Consider the following 16,737-nt stretch of genomic DNA (forward strand, 5'->3'; position numbering starts at 1 on the left):
AATTATTATACATTAAAATGGTTTTTATTTAAATTGGTTAAATTTCTTTAATTTTGAAAATAAAAAGACTATGAGCAAAACTCATAGCCAGTATATTTTAAGGGGGTTGTATTTAATTTTTTTACCAAGCAGGAATCCATGCTCCTCCTGTGAATTTTTCGTAGTCTTTTTTGGTGTCATCTGTTTGATAATAATTTTTCACAAAATCATTTAAAACTTCATCGTCTTTTCTATCTTTTTTGGCTGCAAATACATTCACATAAGGGTTTGAATCATCTGCTTTTGATTCTTCAAATTTTAAAGCTGGATATTCTGTAGCAATTTTTGAATCAAGAGCGAAAGTATCATTTACAACTGCAAGGGCAGCTGAATCTAGATTTCTTGCTGTTTGAGCTGCGTCAACTTCTGTAATTTTTAGATTTTTTGAATTTTCTTCTATATCTACAATTGTTACAGAATCTCCCTTTTCTCCTTTTACTTTTATAAGTCCTGCATCTTGTAATAAAAATAGGGCTCTTGCTCCGTTTGATGCATCGTTTGGAATTACTATTTCGTCATTTTCTTTTACTTCGTCGAGTGATTTATATTTTTTTGAATAAATTCCAAGAGGTGCAAGCATTGTATTTCCTACTGAAACAAGGTCTGTTTTGTGATCTTTGTTGTATTCTTCTAAGAATTTTTTGTGTTGGTAGGCATTTAAATCAATATCTCCTGATTCTAGTGCTTCGTTTGGTTGGTTGTAGTCTGAAAATACCACAAGTTCAACTTCATTTCCTGTTTTTTCTTCATATCTTTTTATAACTTCATTTAATACATCGTTATATTCTCCAACAACTCCTATTTTTATGCTTTGTTTTTCTTTTGGATTTTCATTTGAATTTGATGTAACTTTTTCATCTTCTTTGTTTCCGCATGAACTAAGTCCTACAAGTAGGGCAAGTCCTAAAGCTATTTTTCCAATTTTTTTCATTTTTTTATCTCCTTTTTAATTTTATTTCCAAGCTGGAATTTCTGATCCTTTTGTTTCTTTTTCTACTAATTTTTTAGTTTCGTCTGTTTGATAATAATTTTTTATAAAGTTTTCTACAGTTTTTGAGTCTTTGTCTTCTTTTCTTGCTGCAATTATGTTTACATAGATTGCTTTTGCTGGATCGTCCTTATCTTCAAGATAAATTGCATCTTCTGTTGGAACAAATCCTGCATCTACTGCTACTCCAGAATTTATAACTGATGCTGCAACTTCTGTAAGATTTCTTGCAGTTTGACTTGCATCTAGTTCAATTATTTCCAAATTTTTTGGATTTTTCTTTATATTATCAAGGGTAATTGCATCTCCTTCTTTTCCTTCAAGCTCAAGTAAGCCTGCTGATTGAAGTAGGAAAAGGGCTCTTGCTCCATTTGTTGGATCATTTGGAATTGCAATTTTATCTCCATCTTTTATTTCTTTTACATCTTTTATTTTATCTGAATATATTCCCATTGGAGCAAGTAGGGTATCTCCAACTGCAACTATATCTGTTTTGTGAGATTCGTTATAATCTTCCAAGAATTTTTTGTGTTGGAAGGCATTTAAGTCTATATCTCCAGATTTTAAAGCCTCGTTTGGTTGGTTGTAATCTGAAAATGGTACAATTTCTATTTTCTTTCCTGTATCTTTTTCAAATCTATTTGCAATATCTTCTAAAACTTCATTCTTTTCTCCACAAACCCCAATTTTTATTTCTTTAATATCAGCAAATCTGTCTTCTGTTTTTGCTTGGTTTGATGGGGAAGAATTTGAATTTGTATCATTCTTCTTATTTCCGCATCCTACTAAAGTTAGTACAAGTGACAATCCTAGTGCAATTTTCTTTAAGTTTTTCATCATTTTCCTCCTAATATTTTTAATGTGATGTTTTTTTTATGATTAAATTGGCAATGCCTTGGATGGCATAGACAATGATCAAAATAACTATTACCGATATAATAACTACATCGTTTTTGTATCTGTTGTATCCGACTGCTATAGCAAGATTTCCTATTCCTCCTGCTCCGATTGTTCCAGCCATTGCAGTAAGTCCCAAAAGTGAAATTAGGGTTATGGCTGAAGCTCTTACAAGTGATGGTAAGCCTTCTCTTAAATAAACTGCTGTTATGATTTCAAATGGTGAATTTCCCATAGCTTCCGCAGCTTCTATTACTCCTGGATCAACTTCTGCAAGAGCTTGTTCAACTTGTTTGGCAAAAAATGGCACGCAAGAAAAAACTAAGGGAACTATTGCAGCTGTTGGTCCAATTCTTGTTCCTACAATTAAATTTGTCAAAGGACTTATTACTGCAAGTAAAATTATGAAGGGAACCGCACGGAAAAGATTTGTTATCTTATCCAAAAGGCTATAAACTTTTTTGTTTTCCAAAATTCCTCCATCGTTTGTAACTACCAGTATTACTCCTATTATTAGTCCAAAAATTCCTGAAAATATGGCTGATAAAAATAGCATATAAAATGTAAGGCCTATATCTTCAAAAATCCTATCTTTTATTGAAAGTGCATAACTAAAGTATTCCATTACTATCTCCTAAAATTTGTACATTTGTTCCACCAGCAATCAAATATTCAATAGCCTTATCAATATTTTCTCCTTCATCTTTGAAGGTTACTATAAGATTTCCAACTGGAACATTTGTAATAAATTCAATATTTCCTGCCAAAACATTGGTCTTAACCTTAAATTTCTCATAAATTTCATTTATTACAGGTTCTGTTGTTGCCTCTCCAACATAGGAAAGTTTTACTAAAAATTCACCTTTTTTCAAAACTCCCAGATTGTTTTTAACTTCCTCAAGAGTTTGATTTACATTTGTTGAAGTTTCTACAAAATCTTTTGTAAGTTTGTGTCTTGGATTTGAAAATATTTCAAGAGTTGTCCCTTCTTCAATAACTTTTCCATCTTGCATTACAGCAACCTTATTGCAAAGATCTTTTACAACTTCCATTTGGTGGGTGATTATTACAATTGTTATTCCAATTTTCTCTTTAATCTCTCCCAAAAGTTTTAAAATTTGCTTGGTAGTTTTTGGATCAAGAGCACTTGTCGCCTCATCACAAAGTAAAATTTCAGGATCAGATGCAAGGGCTCTTGCAATTGCACATCTTTGCTTTTGACCACCTGATAGCTCTCTTGGGAAAGATTCAGCCTTATCGCCAATTCCAACCAAGTCTAAAAGTTTTTTGGCTTTTTTGATTTTTTCTTCTTTTGAAATATTTTCCTTTCTTATTGGAAAAATTACGTTGTCTATCACAGAAAGATTATTCAAAAGATTAAAGTGTTGGAAAATCATGCCGATTTTTTTACGTCTTTTTCTCAAATCTTTTTGTGATAAGTCCAAAAGATTTTCACCCTTTATCAAAACTTCTCCCTCGGATGGTTTTTGCAAAAGATTTATGCACCTTACAAGGGTTGATTTTCCAGCCCCAGAAAATCCAACTATACCAAAGGCATCTGCCTTTTCAATTTTAAGATTAACTCTATCGACTGCCTTGAAACCATCAAAGTCTACGCTAATATTTTTTAGTTCAATCATCATCTCTCTCTTTTCTATTAAAATTTATTAAAAAATTTAAAGCACAAGCTAGTCCATAATAAAGACCGTCGTTGTCAACATCAAATTTTTCAGTGTGAGCTCCAGCTCCACATCCTTTTTCTTCGTTTTTTACACCAATTTTTGCAAAAACACTTGGAGCAATTTTTCCATATCCATAAAATGATTCAGATCCAAAAGAAACATCTTCATCTACCCTTGAATTTGGTAAAATTTCTTCCAAAGAAATCCTTGCAAATTCCGAAATATTTTCATCATTTATAACTGGATAGGCAACTATTCTTGTATAATCGTTAAATTTAACCTTGCATCCATATAAGTTTGCAGTTTTTTCTGCAATATCTTTTAATTTTTCCAAGGCTTTTTCTCCAACCTCATCTTCAAAAAATCTCAAAGTCGCCTTTAAATTCGCCTTATCAGGAATAACATTTGAAGCAAAACCTGCATTTATCGACCCAATTCCCAAAGTTACAATCTCATTTGGATTAAGGCCGCTTGCCCAAGTTTGGTTTAGGTTATTTATAATAGCAACAAGGGCATTTATTGGAGAAATTAATAAATCAGGTCTTGAACCGTGACCGCCTTTTCCGATTACATCAAAATCAACCCCCGCACAACCTGCATAAACTTTCCCTTTAGAAATTGCAATTTTTCCTGTTGGAATTTCTGTATCAACATGGTTTCCATAAATTGCATCAAATTTTATATTTTTTAAAGATTCGATCATAGCATGAATTCCTGCTCCTGTTTCCTCGCCTTCTTCAAAAATAAAATAAAATTTTCCGTTTAATTTATCTTTAAGTTCACTTAGAATTTTCGCACTTGTAAGAGCAAGAGCCATGTGAAAATCGTGGCCACAAGCATGCATTACACCAGGATTTTTCGATACAACTTCTTTTTTGCTCTTTAAATTTTCTTCATTTTCCAAAATTGGAAGAGCATCTATATCGGTTCTAAGTCCCAATGTTTTTCCTTGCCTATTTGTATCAAGGATTGCCACAAAACCTGTAGAATTTTTAACCTCTTCGATTTCCAAACCAAGTTTTTTGCACTCATTTATTAAAAATTTGCGAGTTTCAAATTCCTTGCTTGAAAGTTCTGGATATTCATGTAGGTAATTTTTTATTTTTTTGGCAAAATCTAAATTTTCCTTTACCAAATTTTTAATTTCATTTGCACTTATATTTGCCATTTCCCCCAACCTTTCTTTCCTAAATTTAAACAAATAAAAAAGTCCTTACTGTAGATAAACTACAATAAGGACGAAATTTTTCCGCGTTACCACCTTTTTTGCACTAAAAAATGCCACTTCAGATACTATCATATCCTAACTCTGTAACGGGAGTTCCCGTATAAGTCTAAATATCGACCTATCCCATCTGAGACCATCTTCACCATACTTTTTATTTACCCCTCTCAGCTTAACAGGGCTCTCTGTAAAATAATCCATACGACTACTCTTCTCTTTATCTGGTTTGTTTTTAATCTATTTGATAAATCAATAATACTATCATTTAAAAATCCTGTCAAGCTTTTTTTTAATTTTTATTAATTAATTTAGGATATTATTAATAAAATCCCCATAATTTCAAGCTTTTACTTATAAATATTAAAAATAATTTATTGGTCTTTTTTATAGAAAAATCAAAATTTAAAATAATTTAAAATAAAAAAAGAAGCCCTAAGGCTTCTCATGGTTTTGGTAAAATAAATTCAATAATAATATACTGTATTTAATTATTTGTGCAAGTTATTCTACCGTTACTGATTTCGCTAAATTTCTAGGCTTATCAACATCAAGTCCTTTTGCACATGAAACATAATATGCCAAAATTTGTTGAGGAATAACTGATAAAACCGGATAAAGTGGATCAATTGTTTGTGGAAGTTCGAAATTAAAGTTGGAAATTTCTTTCAAATGGTCATCTTTTTTTGAAATTGAGAAGATATTTGCTCCTCTTGAGATAATTTCTTTTACATTTGATATGGTTTTTTCCATTATATTTTCTTGACTTGCAACTACCACAACAGGAGTTCCATTTTCAATTAAAGCAATGGTTCCATGTTTTAATTCTCCCGCTGCCAAGGCTTCTGAATGAATGTATGAAACTTCTTTTAGTTTCAAAGACCCTTCGATTACAGATTTATAATCAAGACCACGACCTATATAAAACATAGAATTAAAATCTTTTATCTCTTTTGCGTAAGTTTTTATTTTCTCGCTCTCACCCAAAACTTCCTTGATTTTTTCAGGAATTTTTTTCATTTCTGAAATTATTTCCTTGTATTTTTCTTCATCAATTGTTCCAAGTTTTAAAGAAAAATCTAAGGCGAGCATGTAAAGAGAAATAATTTGTGTTGTGTAGGCCTTGGTTGATGCAACTGCAATTTCTGGTCCTGCATAACAATAAATTGTTTTGTCAGCCTCCCTATCAAGAGATGAAGCTACAACATTTGTCAAAACTAAAGTCTTTGCACCATTAATCTTACCAAGTCTTAAAGCTGCAAGAGTATCTGCAGTTTCCCCAGATTGGCTTACCAAAATTATCAAAGTATTTTCATCAATAAAAGGATCATTGTACCTAAATTCACTTGCTATATCACAAATTACAGGAATTTTTGCAAATTTTTCAAAGGCATAGGCCCCAACAAGACCCGCATGGTAGGCAGTTCCACAAGCAACTATATAAATTTTCTTGAAATTTTTAATCTCATCAAGAGAAAATGAATTTTCTTTAAAATCAACCCTATCACCAGTCATTTTAAATCTGATTGTATCTGCAATTGCCTTTGGTTGGTCAAAAATTTCTTTAATCATAAAATGATCAAAACCTTCTTTGGTTGAATCTTCAAAAGAAAAATCAACTTTTGAAATTTCTCTTTGAATTTTTTGGAAATTTCTGTCATAAATTTCGTAAGAATCTCCCTTAATATCAACCAAATCTCCATTTTCAAGATAAATTACATCTTTTGTGTATTTTATTATTGAAGGAAGGTCGCTTGCTGCAAGGATTCCATCATTAGTTTTTCCCAAAACAAGTGGACTTTCTTCCCTTAAAACTATAAGTCTATCACTTTCGTCTTGGCACAAAATCCCAAGAGCAAAAGATCCTCTCAAGTCATTTTTTGCTTTTTTTACAGCCTCTAAAATGTCACCATCATAATATTTTTCAATCAAAACAGCAATAACTTCTGTATCAGTATCAGACTTGAAATTATAACCTTCTTTTTTAAGATTTTCTTTAAGCTCATTATAATTTTCAATAATTCCATTATGAACAACAGAAATTTTCCCATTATTTGAAAGATGTGGGTGAGAATTTATATCTGAAGGGCCTCCGTGAGTTGCCCATCTAATATGGCCAATTCCGATATTTCCCTCAATAGGATTTTTTGAAAGCTCATCTTTTAAAACTTTTACCTTGCCGCTTTTTTTGACAGTTTTAATTATACCCTGATCGATAAGGGAAATTCCCGCCGAATCGTATCCCCTATATTCAAGTCTTTCAAGACCATCCATAATAATTTCTCTAGCTTTAAGCCTTCCCTTATAACATACTATTCCGCACATAGTATCCTCCTAATATTAAATTTTAGAGGTATCACTTTATTTTCTTTGTCATAAGAATTGCTTCTTATTTTTGTTAAATACTGAGCCTGTGAAAGCTTTGGAGCACCCGCCGAATTTTCGATAACCCCATTCCTCGTCATCCCAAAGGGATCTGGCGCTTATTATATTTTTACCTCGTGATTCATTATATAATAAAATTATGATTAAATAAAGTATTTGTAAAATAATTAGCTAAATCCGCATCAAAAATTTACATATTTTTTCTTAATTTTTATATTTCTTTACATATACCTTACAATTGAGTGAAATAATAAAGTAAAGCTATGCTCTGGAGGTTTATAATTATGAAAAATAACATTTTATCCATTGATTCATTGAAATCATGGTATGAAAAAGATAATCTCATCTTAAAAGATGTAAGTTTTGAAATCAAGGAAAATGAAAATCTTGCCTTAGTTGGGGCAAATGGCTCTGGAAAGACTACTATGATTAAGACAATAATGAACATCCACCCTGATTTTTCCATAGAAAAGATGATTTTTTCTGATAAAGAATCTTCCTTTTCTGATAAAAATTTTAAGAAAAATAGGATAGCAGTCTTTTCTGAAGATTCTTCTTTTAGGTATTGGACCTTTGAGGAATACAAAAACTTTCTACATAAGTCTTATAATAAGAAGGAAGATAAGGACTTTATAGACTATATGGTAGAGGGATTTTCTTTCAAAGAACACTATGATAAGGCTTGTAAAGATTTATCCATGGGTAACAAGAAGAAGTTTTTTACTATAGCAGCCCTTTCTTTAAAGCTTCCTTTGGTTTTTTTAGATGAACCTGTAGATGGGCTTGATTTTGAATCCACTGACTTTTTATACAAAATAATTAGAGACTACAAAAAATACGGTTCAATCTTCATGTCAACTCACATATTAGAAAGTATTAACGAATCTTGCGACAGTCTTGTCTTACTTAAGGATGGAATACTTTCAGACAAAAAAATCTTAGAAGATGACCTTGATATGGAAGATATTATGAAAGTTTTTAGGAGCAAGTCATGACTCGTGTATTTCTTAAAGATATGCTAGATAAGAAGACTATTGGTACATACATAATATTTTTAGTACTTTTTTATGTGGAAGGAGACTATCTTTTAGAAAGAGAGCTTGATATTTTTAAAATTGATCTTGGAATAAGGTTTGTATTTTTTATCTCCTTTGCCCTAATGACTACAGTATATTTTTTCATAAAATCATATACTGGAAGTGATAAAATCCTGCCCTACTATGCCCTAATATATGATAGAAAAGATGTAAATTTAAGCTTACTTATGGCTTTAATCATAGATTCTATCTTTAGAAAGCTATCCTTTATTTTTATCTTTCTATACCTATCTAGGTCGTATTATTTAACTTATATTTTCATATTTATAAGTGTAATAATAGTATGTAGTCTATCTTTGGTTATGAATGCTACAAATGTTGAAAAAATCAAGAAAGTTTTCTTTATTCTTATAGGTTTTGCCTTAATAGCTTCTTTATACCCACTTAATCAAATCTTAGAAAATCCTTTACACATACTACTTATCTACTTATGCTTAAGCCTTATATATATTTTTTTAGTTTATAAAGTTTACTTTTCTTCATGCTTTATAAACAGTAAAAATGACAGTCTAATAAAGGGTTTTAATATAGGTAATTATTTTCTTAAATTTATACTTTCAGAAAGAGTTTACCTTATTAATACGCTTTTTATCATAATCTTAATAGTAGTAGTTTCCCTACTTTTACCAAGTCCAATAAACATGGCACTCGCCTTTGCAGTAGCTACTATAAACTCGCCTCTTTTATCAATATTTTCAACAGAAAAAGGACTAAGAGTTTACGAAAAAGCACTTCCAGATACATATATAAGCCTAAGAAGACAGTATCTTACTATACTTATTATATATTTCTTATTTGTAAATTGCTTAGTGCTTGTATTAAACATTAATAATTTAAATATAAAACTTATTTCAGTTTTTCTAATAGTAAATATCCTTGATATAAGTATTTCATATATCTTAGAGAAAAAATTTACTATAAGCGAGAAAAAAACTGATATGGCTGTATGGAAGTCACCTAGAAAGTACATACTTTCAGTTATAGTTTTTATCATAAGTTTTCTAGGACTTTCAATAATTTAAGAAAGGAGTGAATTATGAAAAATATTTTTAGAATTGGTATGGTAATTTTGTGTGCAGTAATAGCTTTTATCTGCTTTAGAAGAAATGATATGGTTTTTGCAGTAATAAGTGCAATCTTTGGTATCTTATTTGCATATAAAATGGTTAGTGATAACAATAAAGAAGTAAATAAATAAATCAGAAGCTGTGTTTCTATTTTGAAACGCAGCTTTTTAATTTAAACTTTGATTTGAATTAAATTTATCTAAGATTTAAAAAATTATAAAGTTTAGGTATATACTGCTATAAAGTACTTCTATTTAATTTGAAGTATGACATTTTTATCTGAACATATACTTTATTTATATCTCCTATAAAGATCTAACCTAAAACTCAAATAATACAAGTCTAAAATTTTAGAAACTTTCATATAATATTTTTATAACCTTTATTAAATTTATCTTCACTAGCTTTTATTAAATTTACTAATCAATAATCTTAGATAAAAGCTTAATTTCTAAATTATTCATTACTAACTATAAAAGTTTTACTAAATTGATTAAGCTTAAAAACTTGTATACAAAGATATAATTTTGAGTTTTATATTGAATTTTATACAAAAAATAGACCAAGATTTCTCTTGGTCTATTATAAAACACTTAGTAATTCATATGCTATTTTTAGGATTTATTTTTTTATTTATTTTCCATTTTTTTGTAAGATTCTAATCTTTCTTTTGCAGCTTCTTCAGCTTCTGCATATAATCTATCTGCATCTTCTGGGAAAGCTTTTTTAAGAGAAGCGTATCTTACTTCACCTTGTAGGAATTCTTGGAAAGATTCTGTAGGATCTTTACTATCTAGTGTAAATGGATTCTTGCCTTCTTCTTTAAGAAGTGGGTTAAATCTCCATAAGTGCCAATATCCACTTGCTACAGCTTCTTTTTCTCTTCTTTGAGTCTTGCCCATTCCTGCTTTTAGTCCGTGGTTAATACATGGAGCGTAAGCAATTATTAGTGATGGACCATGATAAGATTCTGCTTCTTTTATTGCTTTTAATGTTTGAGCTTGGTTTGCTCCCATTGCAACTTGTGCAACGTAAACATAACCATAAGTTGTCATCATTAAACCAAGGTCTTTCTTTCTAACTTTTTTACCACTTGCTGCAAATTTTGCTACAGCTGCAAGAGGAGTTGCCTTTGAGCTTTGTCCACCTGTGTTTGAGTAAACTTCTGTATCAAATACGATAATATTAATGTCATCACCACTTGCAAGAACATGGTCTACTCCAGAAAATCCTATATCATAAGCCCAACCGTCTCCACCGTAGATCCAAACAGATTTTTTAACTAAATAATCTTTTAGATTTTTAATTCTTTCAATAATCTTGTTGGCTTCTTCGTTGTCAGTTTCATTTGCTATTAATGATTCAATTTTTATTGCAGCTTTTTTGCTTGCTTCAAAATCATCATTATTTTCTAACCATTCGTTGAATGCATCGTTAAGTGGTGTAGAAACTTTTAATTCTAAGAATTTTTTCATTAATGTTTCTAATAAGAATTTATTTGATTTTGTTGCAAGAAGCATACCATAACCATATTCTGCTGCATCTTCAAATAAGGATGATGCCCAAGCTGGACCTTCTCCGTCTTTGTTTGTGCAATATGGCATTGATGGAACTGATGAACCCCAGATTGATGAACATCCTGTTGCGTTTGAAATAATTTGATGATCACCGTAAAGTTGGGTGATTAATTTTGCGTATGGTGTTTCTCCACAGCCTGCACATGCACCTGAGAATTCAAGTAATGGTTGGCTAAATTGTGAATTTTTAACATTTGTTGGAGCTATTTCATCATTTCTGTATCCAACTTCACCATGAGCAAATTCCCAATTATCTGCTTGTTTTTCAATTTGTTCATCTATTGGTTTCATAGCTAGGGCTTTCTTTGGAGCTGGACATACGTCAACACAGTTTCCACATCCCATACAATCATATGGTGAAACTTGGATTCTAAATTCGTATCCTTCAAGTCCTTTGCCTATAGCTTTCTTTGTTTCAAAACCTTCTGGTGCTTTAGCTTTTTGTTCTTCATCTAATAAGAATGGTCTAATTGTAGCGTGTGGACAAATGTATGAACATTGGTTACATTGGATACAATTATCTATGTTCCATTCTGGAACAAATAAAGCTATACCACGTTTTTCATATCTTGAAGTTCCTGACATGTATTGACCATCATCATATGGTAAATATGTTGAAACTGGAAGATCATCTTCTTCTAGGTTTATAATTGGTCTAACCATATTTTTGATAAAGTCAGGTTCATTTTCATTTGCACCTTCTCTATCTTCACCAAGGTTTTTCCATTCTTCTTTAACTTTTATTTCTTGTAATTCTTCACTTGCACGGTCAACTGCTTTGTTGTTCATATCAACAATATCTTGACCTTTCATTCCATAAGATTTTTCTATAGAATCTTTTAGATATTTTATTGCATCATCTATTGGTAAAACTTCTGATAGAATAAAGAAAGCTGTTTGGATAACCATGTTTGTTCTGTGTCCAAGGCCTACTTCTTGAGCTATTTTTGAAGCGTTTACTGTGTAGAATTTAATATTTTTATCTGCAATTTCTTTTAATAGATAATTTGGAATGTGATCTTCTAATTCATCTTCTGACCAAATTGTATTTAATAAGAAAATTCCGCCTTCTTTTAGGTTTTTAACAAGGTCATATTGTCTTACATAAGCTTGTGGTGAGCATGATACAAAGTCAGCTTCATCTATAAAGTATGCTGCATGGATTGGATTTGGTGAAAATCTTAAGTGAGACATTGTTAAACCATTAGATTTTTTAGCATCATAGTCAAAATATCCTTGAGCAAACATATCTGTATTGTCCCCTATAATTTTGATAGCAGATTTATTTGCACCAACTGTACCGTCTCCACCATTTCCCCAGAAAATACAACGAGTTGTTTTTCCATCATCAATTACGAAACTTTCATCAACTTCAAGTGATGTATGAGTTACATCATCATTAATTCCAACTGTGAAGTGATTTTTAGGATTTTCTTTTGCTAGGTTATCAAATACTGATTTTATATGAGCAGGTCTTGTATCTTTTTGTCCAAGTCCATATCTTCCTGCAATTATTTTTGGATTTCTATCAGAATCTGAGAATGCTTCTAATACATCTAGGTATAGAGGTTCTCCAGCTGATCCTTTTTCTTTTGTTCTATCTAAAACTGCAATTCTTTCAACTGTTTCTGGAATTGCTTCTAGTAAGTGTTTAGTTGAGAATGGTCTATAAAGATGTACTTTTACAAGTCCAACTTTTCTTCCAGCTTTGTTTAATTCTTCTACTGTTTGTTGAATTGTATCAGTACCTGAACCCATAGCTACAATTATATCAGTAGCATCTTCTGCACCTTCATAATTAAATAATGAATAATTTGTTCCAATTTTTTCATTGATTTTATTCATATAATCAATAACTATTTCTGGTAGTCCGTTGTAAGCTTTATTTTGAGCTTCAGTTCTTTGGAAATATCCACTCTTTTCAAATACACCACGCATGGTTGGTCTGTGTGGATTTAATGAATCCTTTTTGAAATCGTCAATCGCTTTCCAATCAACCATATCTTCAAATTGATCATAGTCCCAAACATCAATTTTTTGGATTTCGTGACTTGTTCTAAATCCATCAAAGAAATTCATAAATGGAACTCTAGCTTTTATAGCTGAAAGGTGAGCTACTGGAGAAAGATCCATAATTTCTTGAACTGAACCTGATGCAAGCATAGCAAATCCTGTTGCTCTTGCTGCCATTACGTCTTGATGATCGCCATACATGTTGATTGAACATGTTGATAGGGAACGTGCTGCTACATGGAAAACTGCAGGAAGTCTTTCTCCAGCAATTTTGTACATATCTGGAATCATTAGAAGTAGTCCTTGGCTGGCTGTGTATGTAGATGTAAGTGCTCCAGCTGCAAGGGATCCGTGAACTGCTCCTGCTGCTCCTGCTTCGTGTTGCATTTCTGTAACAGATACAGGGTTTCCAAATAGATTCAATCTTTCGTTTGCTGCCCATTTGTCAATAAATTCTGGCATTGGTGAAGATGGAGTTATTGGATAAATAGCTGAAACTTCACTAAAAGCGTAAGAAACATGAGCTGCTGCCGTGTTACCATCCATGGTAACTTTTCTTCTCTTTATTGTCATAAAAATACTCCTTTTTAATATTTTTTTTAATGCTTTTTCATAAATTTAGTCTTAAGATCATAAGCTCAAAAATAGAACTCAAAAGAGTTCTATTTTTTATTGCTTTTTATTGCTTAACTAATTCGTCAATGTATTCAGCATTTGCTGCTGGATCTAGTTTAAATCCTGAGATTTTATTAACTATACAAGCTATAGCAGCATCACCTGTGATGTTACATGCTGTACCAAATGAGTCTTGGGCAACATATAATGCGATGATTAAAGCTGTCATAGGTTCTGTAAATCCAAGCATAGATTGAAGAATACCTAGTGCTGCCATTACTGCTCCTCCTGGAACTCCAGGTGCTGCTACCATTGTAACACCTAGCATGAGGATGAATGGGAACATGTGTTGGAATCCTACATCTGATCCATTAAGCATAAGAATTGATAATGAACAAGATGTCAATGTGATTGTTGAACCTGATAAGTGGATTGTTGCACAAAGAGGAATTACAAAGTCTGCTATACCTTTGTTTACACCTAATTTATAAGTTTGGTTAAGTGTAACTGGGATTGTTGCTGCAGATGATTGAGTTCCTATAGCTGTCATGTAAGCTGGAATCATAGTCTTGATTTTTGAGAATGGATTTCCACCTGACATTGAACTTGCAATTGTAAATTGTGCAGTAATTGTTAGATAATGTAGTATCAATACCATTATAAATACTCTAGCAAATACTGATAATACAACTGCTACAGTTCCTTCATAAGCCATGTTTGCAAAAATACCACAAATGTGGAATGGTAATAATGGAATTACAACATTTGAAATCAATTTTGTAATAATATCAGAGAATTCATGAACTGCTTTTTTTAGAACTTCAGCTTTAGCTGCTGCTATACCAACACCCAAAATAAATGAAATTATAAGTGCTGTTGTAACAGAAAATACTGGATCCATTGGTGATTCAAATATTTTTTCTAGAGCCTTACCTGAGTTTTTCTCTGGATCAAATGAGATTGCTCCCTTTTTAATAAAGTTAGGAAGAACAACGCTGCCTACAAAATATGTAATAGTTCCAAAGATAACGGTTGACAAATATGCAATACCTGCTGTTATTGCTAGTGTCTTTCCTGCTGAGTCTCCTAGATCTGCTATACCTGGGATTACAAATCCCATGATGATAAGTGGAATAACAAAACCTAAGAAGTTGCCAAATAGACCATTAAAAGTGATTAGTAATCTAACAAGGATTTTTAAAATGTCAACTTTTTGACCTGCAAGTCCTATTAGAATACCTAGAATGATTGCAATAATTAGTCTTGGCAATAAACCTAGTTTCTTCATTTCTATTTTTCCTCCTTGAAATGAATAATATTGATCTTAAGATCACCTAAATAATATCAGTTTTACGTTTTCATGTCAACATTTTCATAGTTTTTTTAAATTTTCTTTAAAAACCAAATGAATAATGTTATTTTTTTATTTAAGATCCTAGGTTTAGAGCTTTTATTTAAAAATAAAATCCTTGATTTTTCCTCTTAAATATCAATCTAAATTATTTTTTGGTATTGTTTTCCTATATTGATATAAATATTCATATAAAAAATGACCTACAAAAATAATTTGTAGATCCTAATTTTTAAAAATCTATAATCTCATCAAATTTTTTCAATGAATCTTCATCAATTTTGTGAGAAATTATAATAACAGTTTGGTCTAGTGATAGAAGTTTTCCTAAAACTTCTTTTGAGTTTTTGTCATCAAGGGCTGCTGTCGGTTCATCGTAAATCATAATAGGTCTAGTTTTAACAAGAGATCTTAATAAGCTTATTCTCATCATCTCGCCTCCAGATAAGCCATCATTATCACTTATTTTATCACTTGATTTTTTATTTATATTAAACAAAGTTAAATCAATTTTTTTATCCTTTTCATTTCTATAGAAATTTATATTATCTTTCAAATCCCCATCTATAATATTAGGTTTTTGGTCAATATATAGGATATAGTCCCTAAAATCAAAATTTTTTATGTCTACATTATTTAACAAAATTTTTCCTTCATTCGGAGAAATTTCTCCACAAAGTATCCTTGCCAAGGTTGATTTCCCCTTGCCAGATTCTCCCCTTATTAAATACTTATTCCCATAAGAAAATTCAAAATCAAAATCTTTAATTATTTTTTTATCGACATATGAAAAAGAAATATTTTTGGCAGAAAGATTTATTGGAGACGATAAATCCAAGGATTTTTTCTCGATTTCTTTTTTATTTAAGGTATTTTTAATATTTTCATAAATAGGTTTTGACTCATTGTACATAGAAATTAATGAAGACAATGCTATAACCGGTTCAACTATGTAATTCATAAGCTGTACTACTGAAATTATAGAACCAACTTCAATTTCTCCTTTAAACGCAAGAAGTCCACCAAAAATAAAAACCAAAATATATGAAATCGAACCAAGACTTTGGGAAGATATATTGGAAAAAGTGTTGATATTTTTTAAATCTTTTCTGTTTTTTTCATGCTTATATTCAATCCTACTTTTTTCTTCTATTAGCTTATCTCCAACCTTATATCTCAAATATTCATTTTTTGGGTCTAATTTTTTACCAATATATTTTTGATAAAAATCATAAAATTCATTAAATTTTCGAGATTTTTCTTGGATATTTTTCCCTAAAATAAGGGGCATCAATAGAGGTAAGCTTGCTCCAATTATTGCAATAGGTAGAAGTTTAAAATTAATATAAATAATAGAAATTACAGCAAAAAACATGGTCAAGACTAGATTTATAGAATTTATTTTTACCATAAACCTATTTGTATATAGATTTTCAATATTGGTCGTATAATTTGCAATATTTATTTCCTCAACATTTTCCAAATCCTTTTTAAAAAGCTCGTTTTTTAAATCAATAAATTTTTCCATACCCAGCATATAATTAAGTCTAAAGGCTAAATTTGAAGAAATAAAATTTATCAAAACTAAGACTGCCAATTTTATTAGATTTGATTTAAATTCTTCCAAATTCAAATTTGAAATTGAAGTTACAACTTTCCCCATAAATATTCCTATTAATGAAAGACTTGAAGAAGTAAGAACTAACATCAAAATTATTATTAGATAAGTTGCAAAGGATTTTGATTTATTTTTCATAACTTTTTCCTATTCTTTAAAACATAAAATATTCGCTACTATTTTACC

12 protein-coding genes and 1 other annotated feature are annotated in these 16,737 nt (G+C 30.7%); of the genes, 3 read left to right on the plus strand and 9 right to left on the minus strand.

Annotated features, from left to right (window positions below; all coding sequences use genetic code 11):
- Positions 1–121: 121 nt before the first annotated feature.
- The 6 genes from L6653_RS07925 to glmS form a co-directional block, all read right to left on the minus strand.
- A complete protein-coding gene (locus tag L6653_RS07925; protein ID WP_236786557.1) occupies positions 122–970 on the minus strand; it encodes a MetQ/NlpA family ABC transporter substrate-binding protein in 849 nt (282 codons plus the stop codon).
- A 21-nt stretch (positions 971–991) separates the two neighbouring features.
- Positions 992–1,864 carry a MetQ/NlpA family ABC transporter substrate-binding protein gene (locus L6653_RS07930; protein WP_236786560.1) on the minus strand — a complete coding sequence of 291 codons (873 nt, stop codon included), beginning with the start codon at positions 1,862–1,864 and terminating at the stop codon, positions 992–994.
- 19 nt (positions 1,865–1,883) lie between these two features.
- Positions 1,884–2,549, minus strand: coding sequence for a methionine ABC transporter permease (locus tag L6653_RS07935; protein WP_236786563.1), 666 nt, complete (start codon positions 2,547–2,549; stop codon positions 1,884–1,886).
- Positions 2,536–3,564: a methionine ABC transporter ATP-binding protein gene (locus L6653_RS07940; RefSeq protein ID WP_236786566.1), complete on the minus strand. Its 1,029-nt coding sequence runs from the start codon at positions 3,562–3,564 to the stop codon at positions 2,536–2,538. The genes L6653_RS07935 and L6653_RS07940 overlap by 14 nt, the downstream gene beginning before the upstream one ends.
- Positions 3,557–4,774 (minus strand): amidohydrolase, encoded by a 1,218-nt coding sequence (locus L6653_RS07945; RefSeq protein ID WP_236786569.1) that lies wholly within the window; start codon positions 4,772–4,774, stop codon positions 3,557–3,559. Before L6653_RS07945 ends, L6653_RS07940 begins: the two co-directional genes overlap by 8 nt.
- Positions 4,775–4,837: 63 nt before the next feature.
- Positions 4,838–5,061: a binding site (T-box leader), on the minus strand.
- Between the two features lie 271 nt (positions 5,062–5,332).
- Positions 5,333–7,153 (minus strand): glutamine--fructose-6-phosphate transaminase (isomerizing), encoded by a 1,821-nt coding sequence (gene glmS, locus L6653_RS07950; RefSeq protein ID WP_236786571.1) that lies wholly within the window; start codon positions 7,151–7,153, stop codon positions 5,333–5,335.
- A 344-nt stretch (positions 7,154–7,497) separates the two neighbouring features.
- Between glmS and L6653_RS07955 the strand changes: the two genes are divergently transcribed.
- From L6653_RS07955 to L6653_RS07965, 3 genes are read left to right on the plus strand one after another with little or no spacing between them, the layout of a single operon-like run.
- Complete coding sequence (locus L6653_RS07955) at positions 7,498–8,208, plus strand: ATP-binding cassette domain-containing protein (RefSeq protein ID WP_236786574.1); 711 nt, start codon at positions 7,498–7,500, stop codon at positions 8,206–8,208.
- Entirely contained in the window at positions 8,205–9,332 is a 1,128-nt protein-coding gene (locus L6653_RS07960) for a hypothetical protein (RefSeq protein WP_236786576.1), read from the plus strand. The genes L6653_RS07955 and L6653_RS07960 overlap by 4 nt, the downstream gene beginning before the upstream one ends.
- A 14-nt stretch (positions 9,333–9,346) precedes the next feature.
- Entirely contained in the window at positions 9,347–9,508 is a 162-nt protein-coding gene (locus L6653_RS07965) for a hypothetical protein (RefSeq protein WP_236786578.1), read from the plus strand.
- Positions 9,509–10,006: 498 nt separating this feature from the next.
- Here L6653_RS07965 and nifJ read toward each other — a convergent pair whose 3' ends face one another.
- From nifJ to L6653_RS07980, 3 genes are all read right to left on the minus strand, one after another.
- Positions 10,007–13,540, minus strand: a complete 3,534-nt coding sequence (gene nifJ / locus L6653_RS07970; RefSeq protein ID WP_236786581.1) for a pyruvate:ferredoxin (flavodoxin) oxidoreductase — start codon at positions 13,538–13,540, stop codon at positions 10,007–10,009.
- 106 nt (positions 13,541–13,646) lie between these two features.
- The gene (locus L6653_RS07975; RefSeq protein ID WP_236786584.1) at positions 13,647–14,870 is read right to left on the minus strand and encodes a dicarboxylate/amino acid:cation symporter; all 1,224 of its coding nucleotides are present in this window, start codon (positions 14,868–14,870) and stop codon (positions 13,647–13,649) included.
- 295 nt (positions 14,871–15,165) lie between these two features.
- The gene (locus L6653_RS07980) at positions 15,166–16,689 is read right to left on the minus strand and encodes an ATP-binding cassette domain-containing protein (protein WP_236786586.1); all 1,524 of its coding nucleotides are present in this window, start codon (positions 16,687–16,689) and stop codon (positions 15,166–15,168) included.
- Positions 16,690–16,737: the final 48 nt, after the last annotated feature.

This window comes from Anaerococcus ihuae, from assembly GCF_928368155.1.
GTDB lineage: Bacteria > Bacillota > Clostridia > Tissierellales > Peptoniphilaceae > Anaerococcus > Anaerococcus ihuae.

Bases quoted from the DNA above. Each gene is read 5' to 3' on its own strand.
- L6653_RS07925 (WP_236786557.1), bottom strand. From the start codon at position 970: ATGAAAAAAATTGGAAAAATAGCTTTAGGACTTGCCCTACTTGTAGGA.
- L6653_RS07930 (WP_236786560.1), bottom strand. From the start codon at position 1,864: ATGAAAAACTTAAAGAAAATTGCACTAGGATTGTCACTTGTACTAACT.
- L6653_RS07935 (WP_236786563.1), bottom strand. From the start codon at position 2,549: ATGGAATACTTTAGTTATGCACTTTCAATAAAAGATAGGATTTTTGAA.
- L6653_RS07940 (WP_236786566.1), bottom strand. From the start codon at position 3,564: ATGATTGAACTAAAAAATATTAGCGTAGACTTTGATGGTTTCAAGGCA.
- L6653_RS07945 (WP_236786569.1), bottom strand. From the start codon at position 4,774: ATGGCAAATATAAGTGCAAATGAAATTAAAAATTTGGTAAAGGAAAAT.
- glmS (WP_236786571.1), bottom strand. From the start codon at position 7,153: ATGTGCGGAATAGTATGTTATAAGGGAAGGCTTAAAGCTAGAGAAATT.
- L6653_RS07955 (WP_236786574.1), top strand. From the start codon at position 7,498: ATGAAAAATAACATTTTATCCATTGATTCATTGAAATCATGGTATGAA.
- L6653_RS07960 (WP_236786576.1), top strand. From the start codon at position 8,205: ATGACTCGTGTATTTCTTAAAGATATGCTAGATAAGAAGACTATTGGT.
- L6653_RS07965 (WP_236786578.1), top strand. From the start codon at position 9,347: ATGAAAAATATTTTTAGAATTGGTATGGTAATTTTGTGTGCAGTAATA.
- nifJ (WP_236786581.1), bottom strand. From the start codon at position 13,540: ATGACAATAAAGAGAAGAAAAGTTACCATGGATGGTAACACGGCAGCA.
- L6653_RS07975 (WP_236786584.1), bottom strand. From the start codon at position 14,870: ATGAAGAAACTAGGTTTATTGCCAAGACTAATTATTGCAATCATTCTA.
- L6653_RS07980 (WP_236786586.1), bottom strand. From the start codon at position 16,689: ATGAAAAATAAATCAAAATCCTTTGCAACTTATCTAATAATAATTTTG.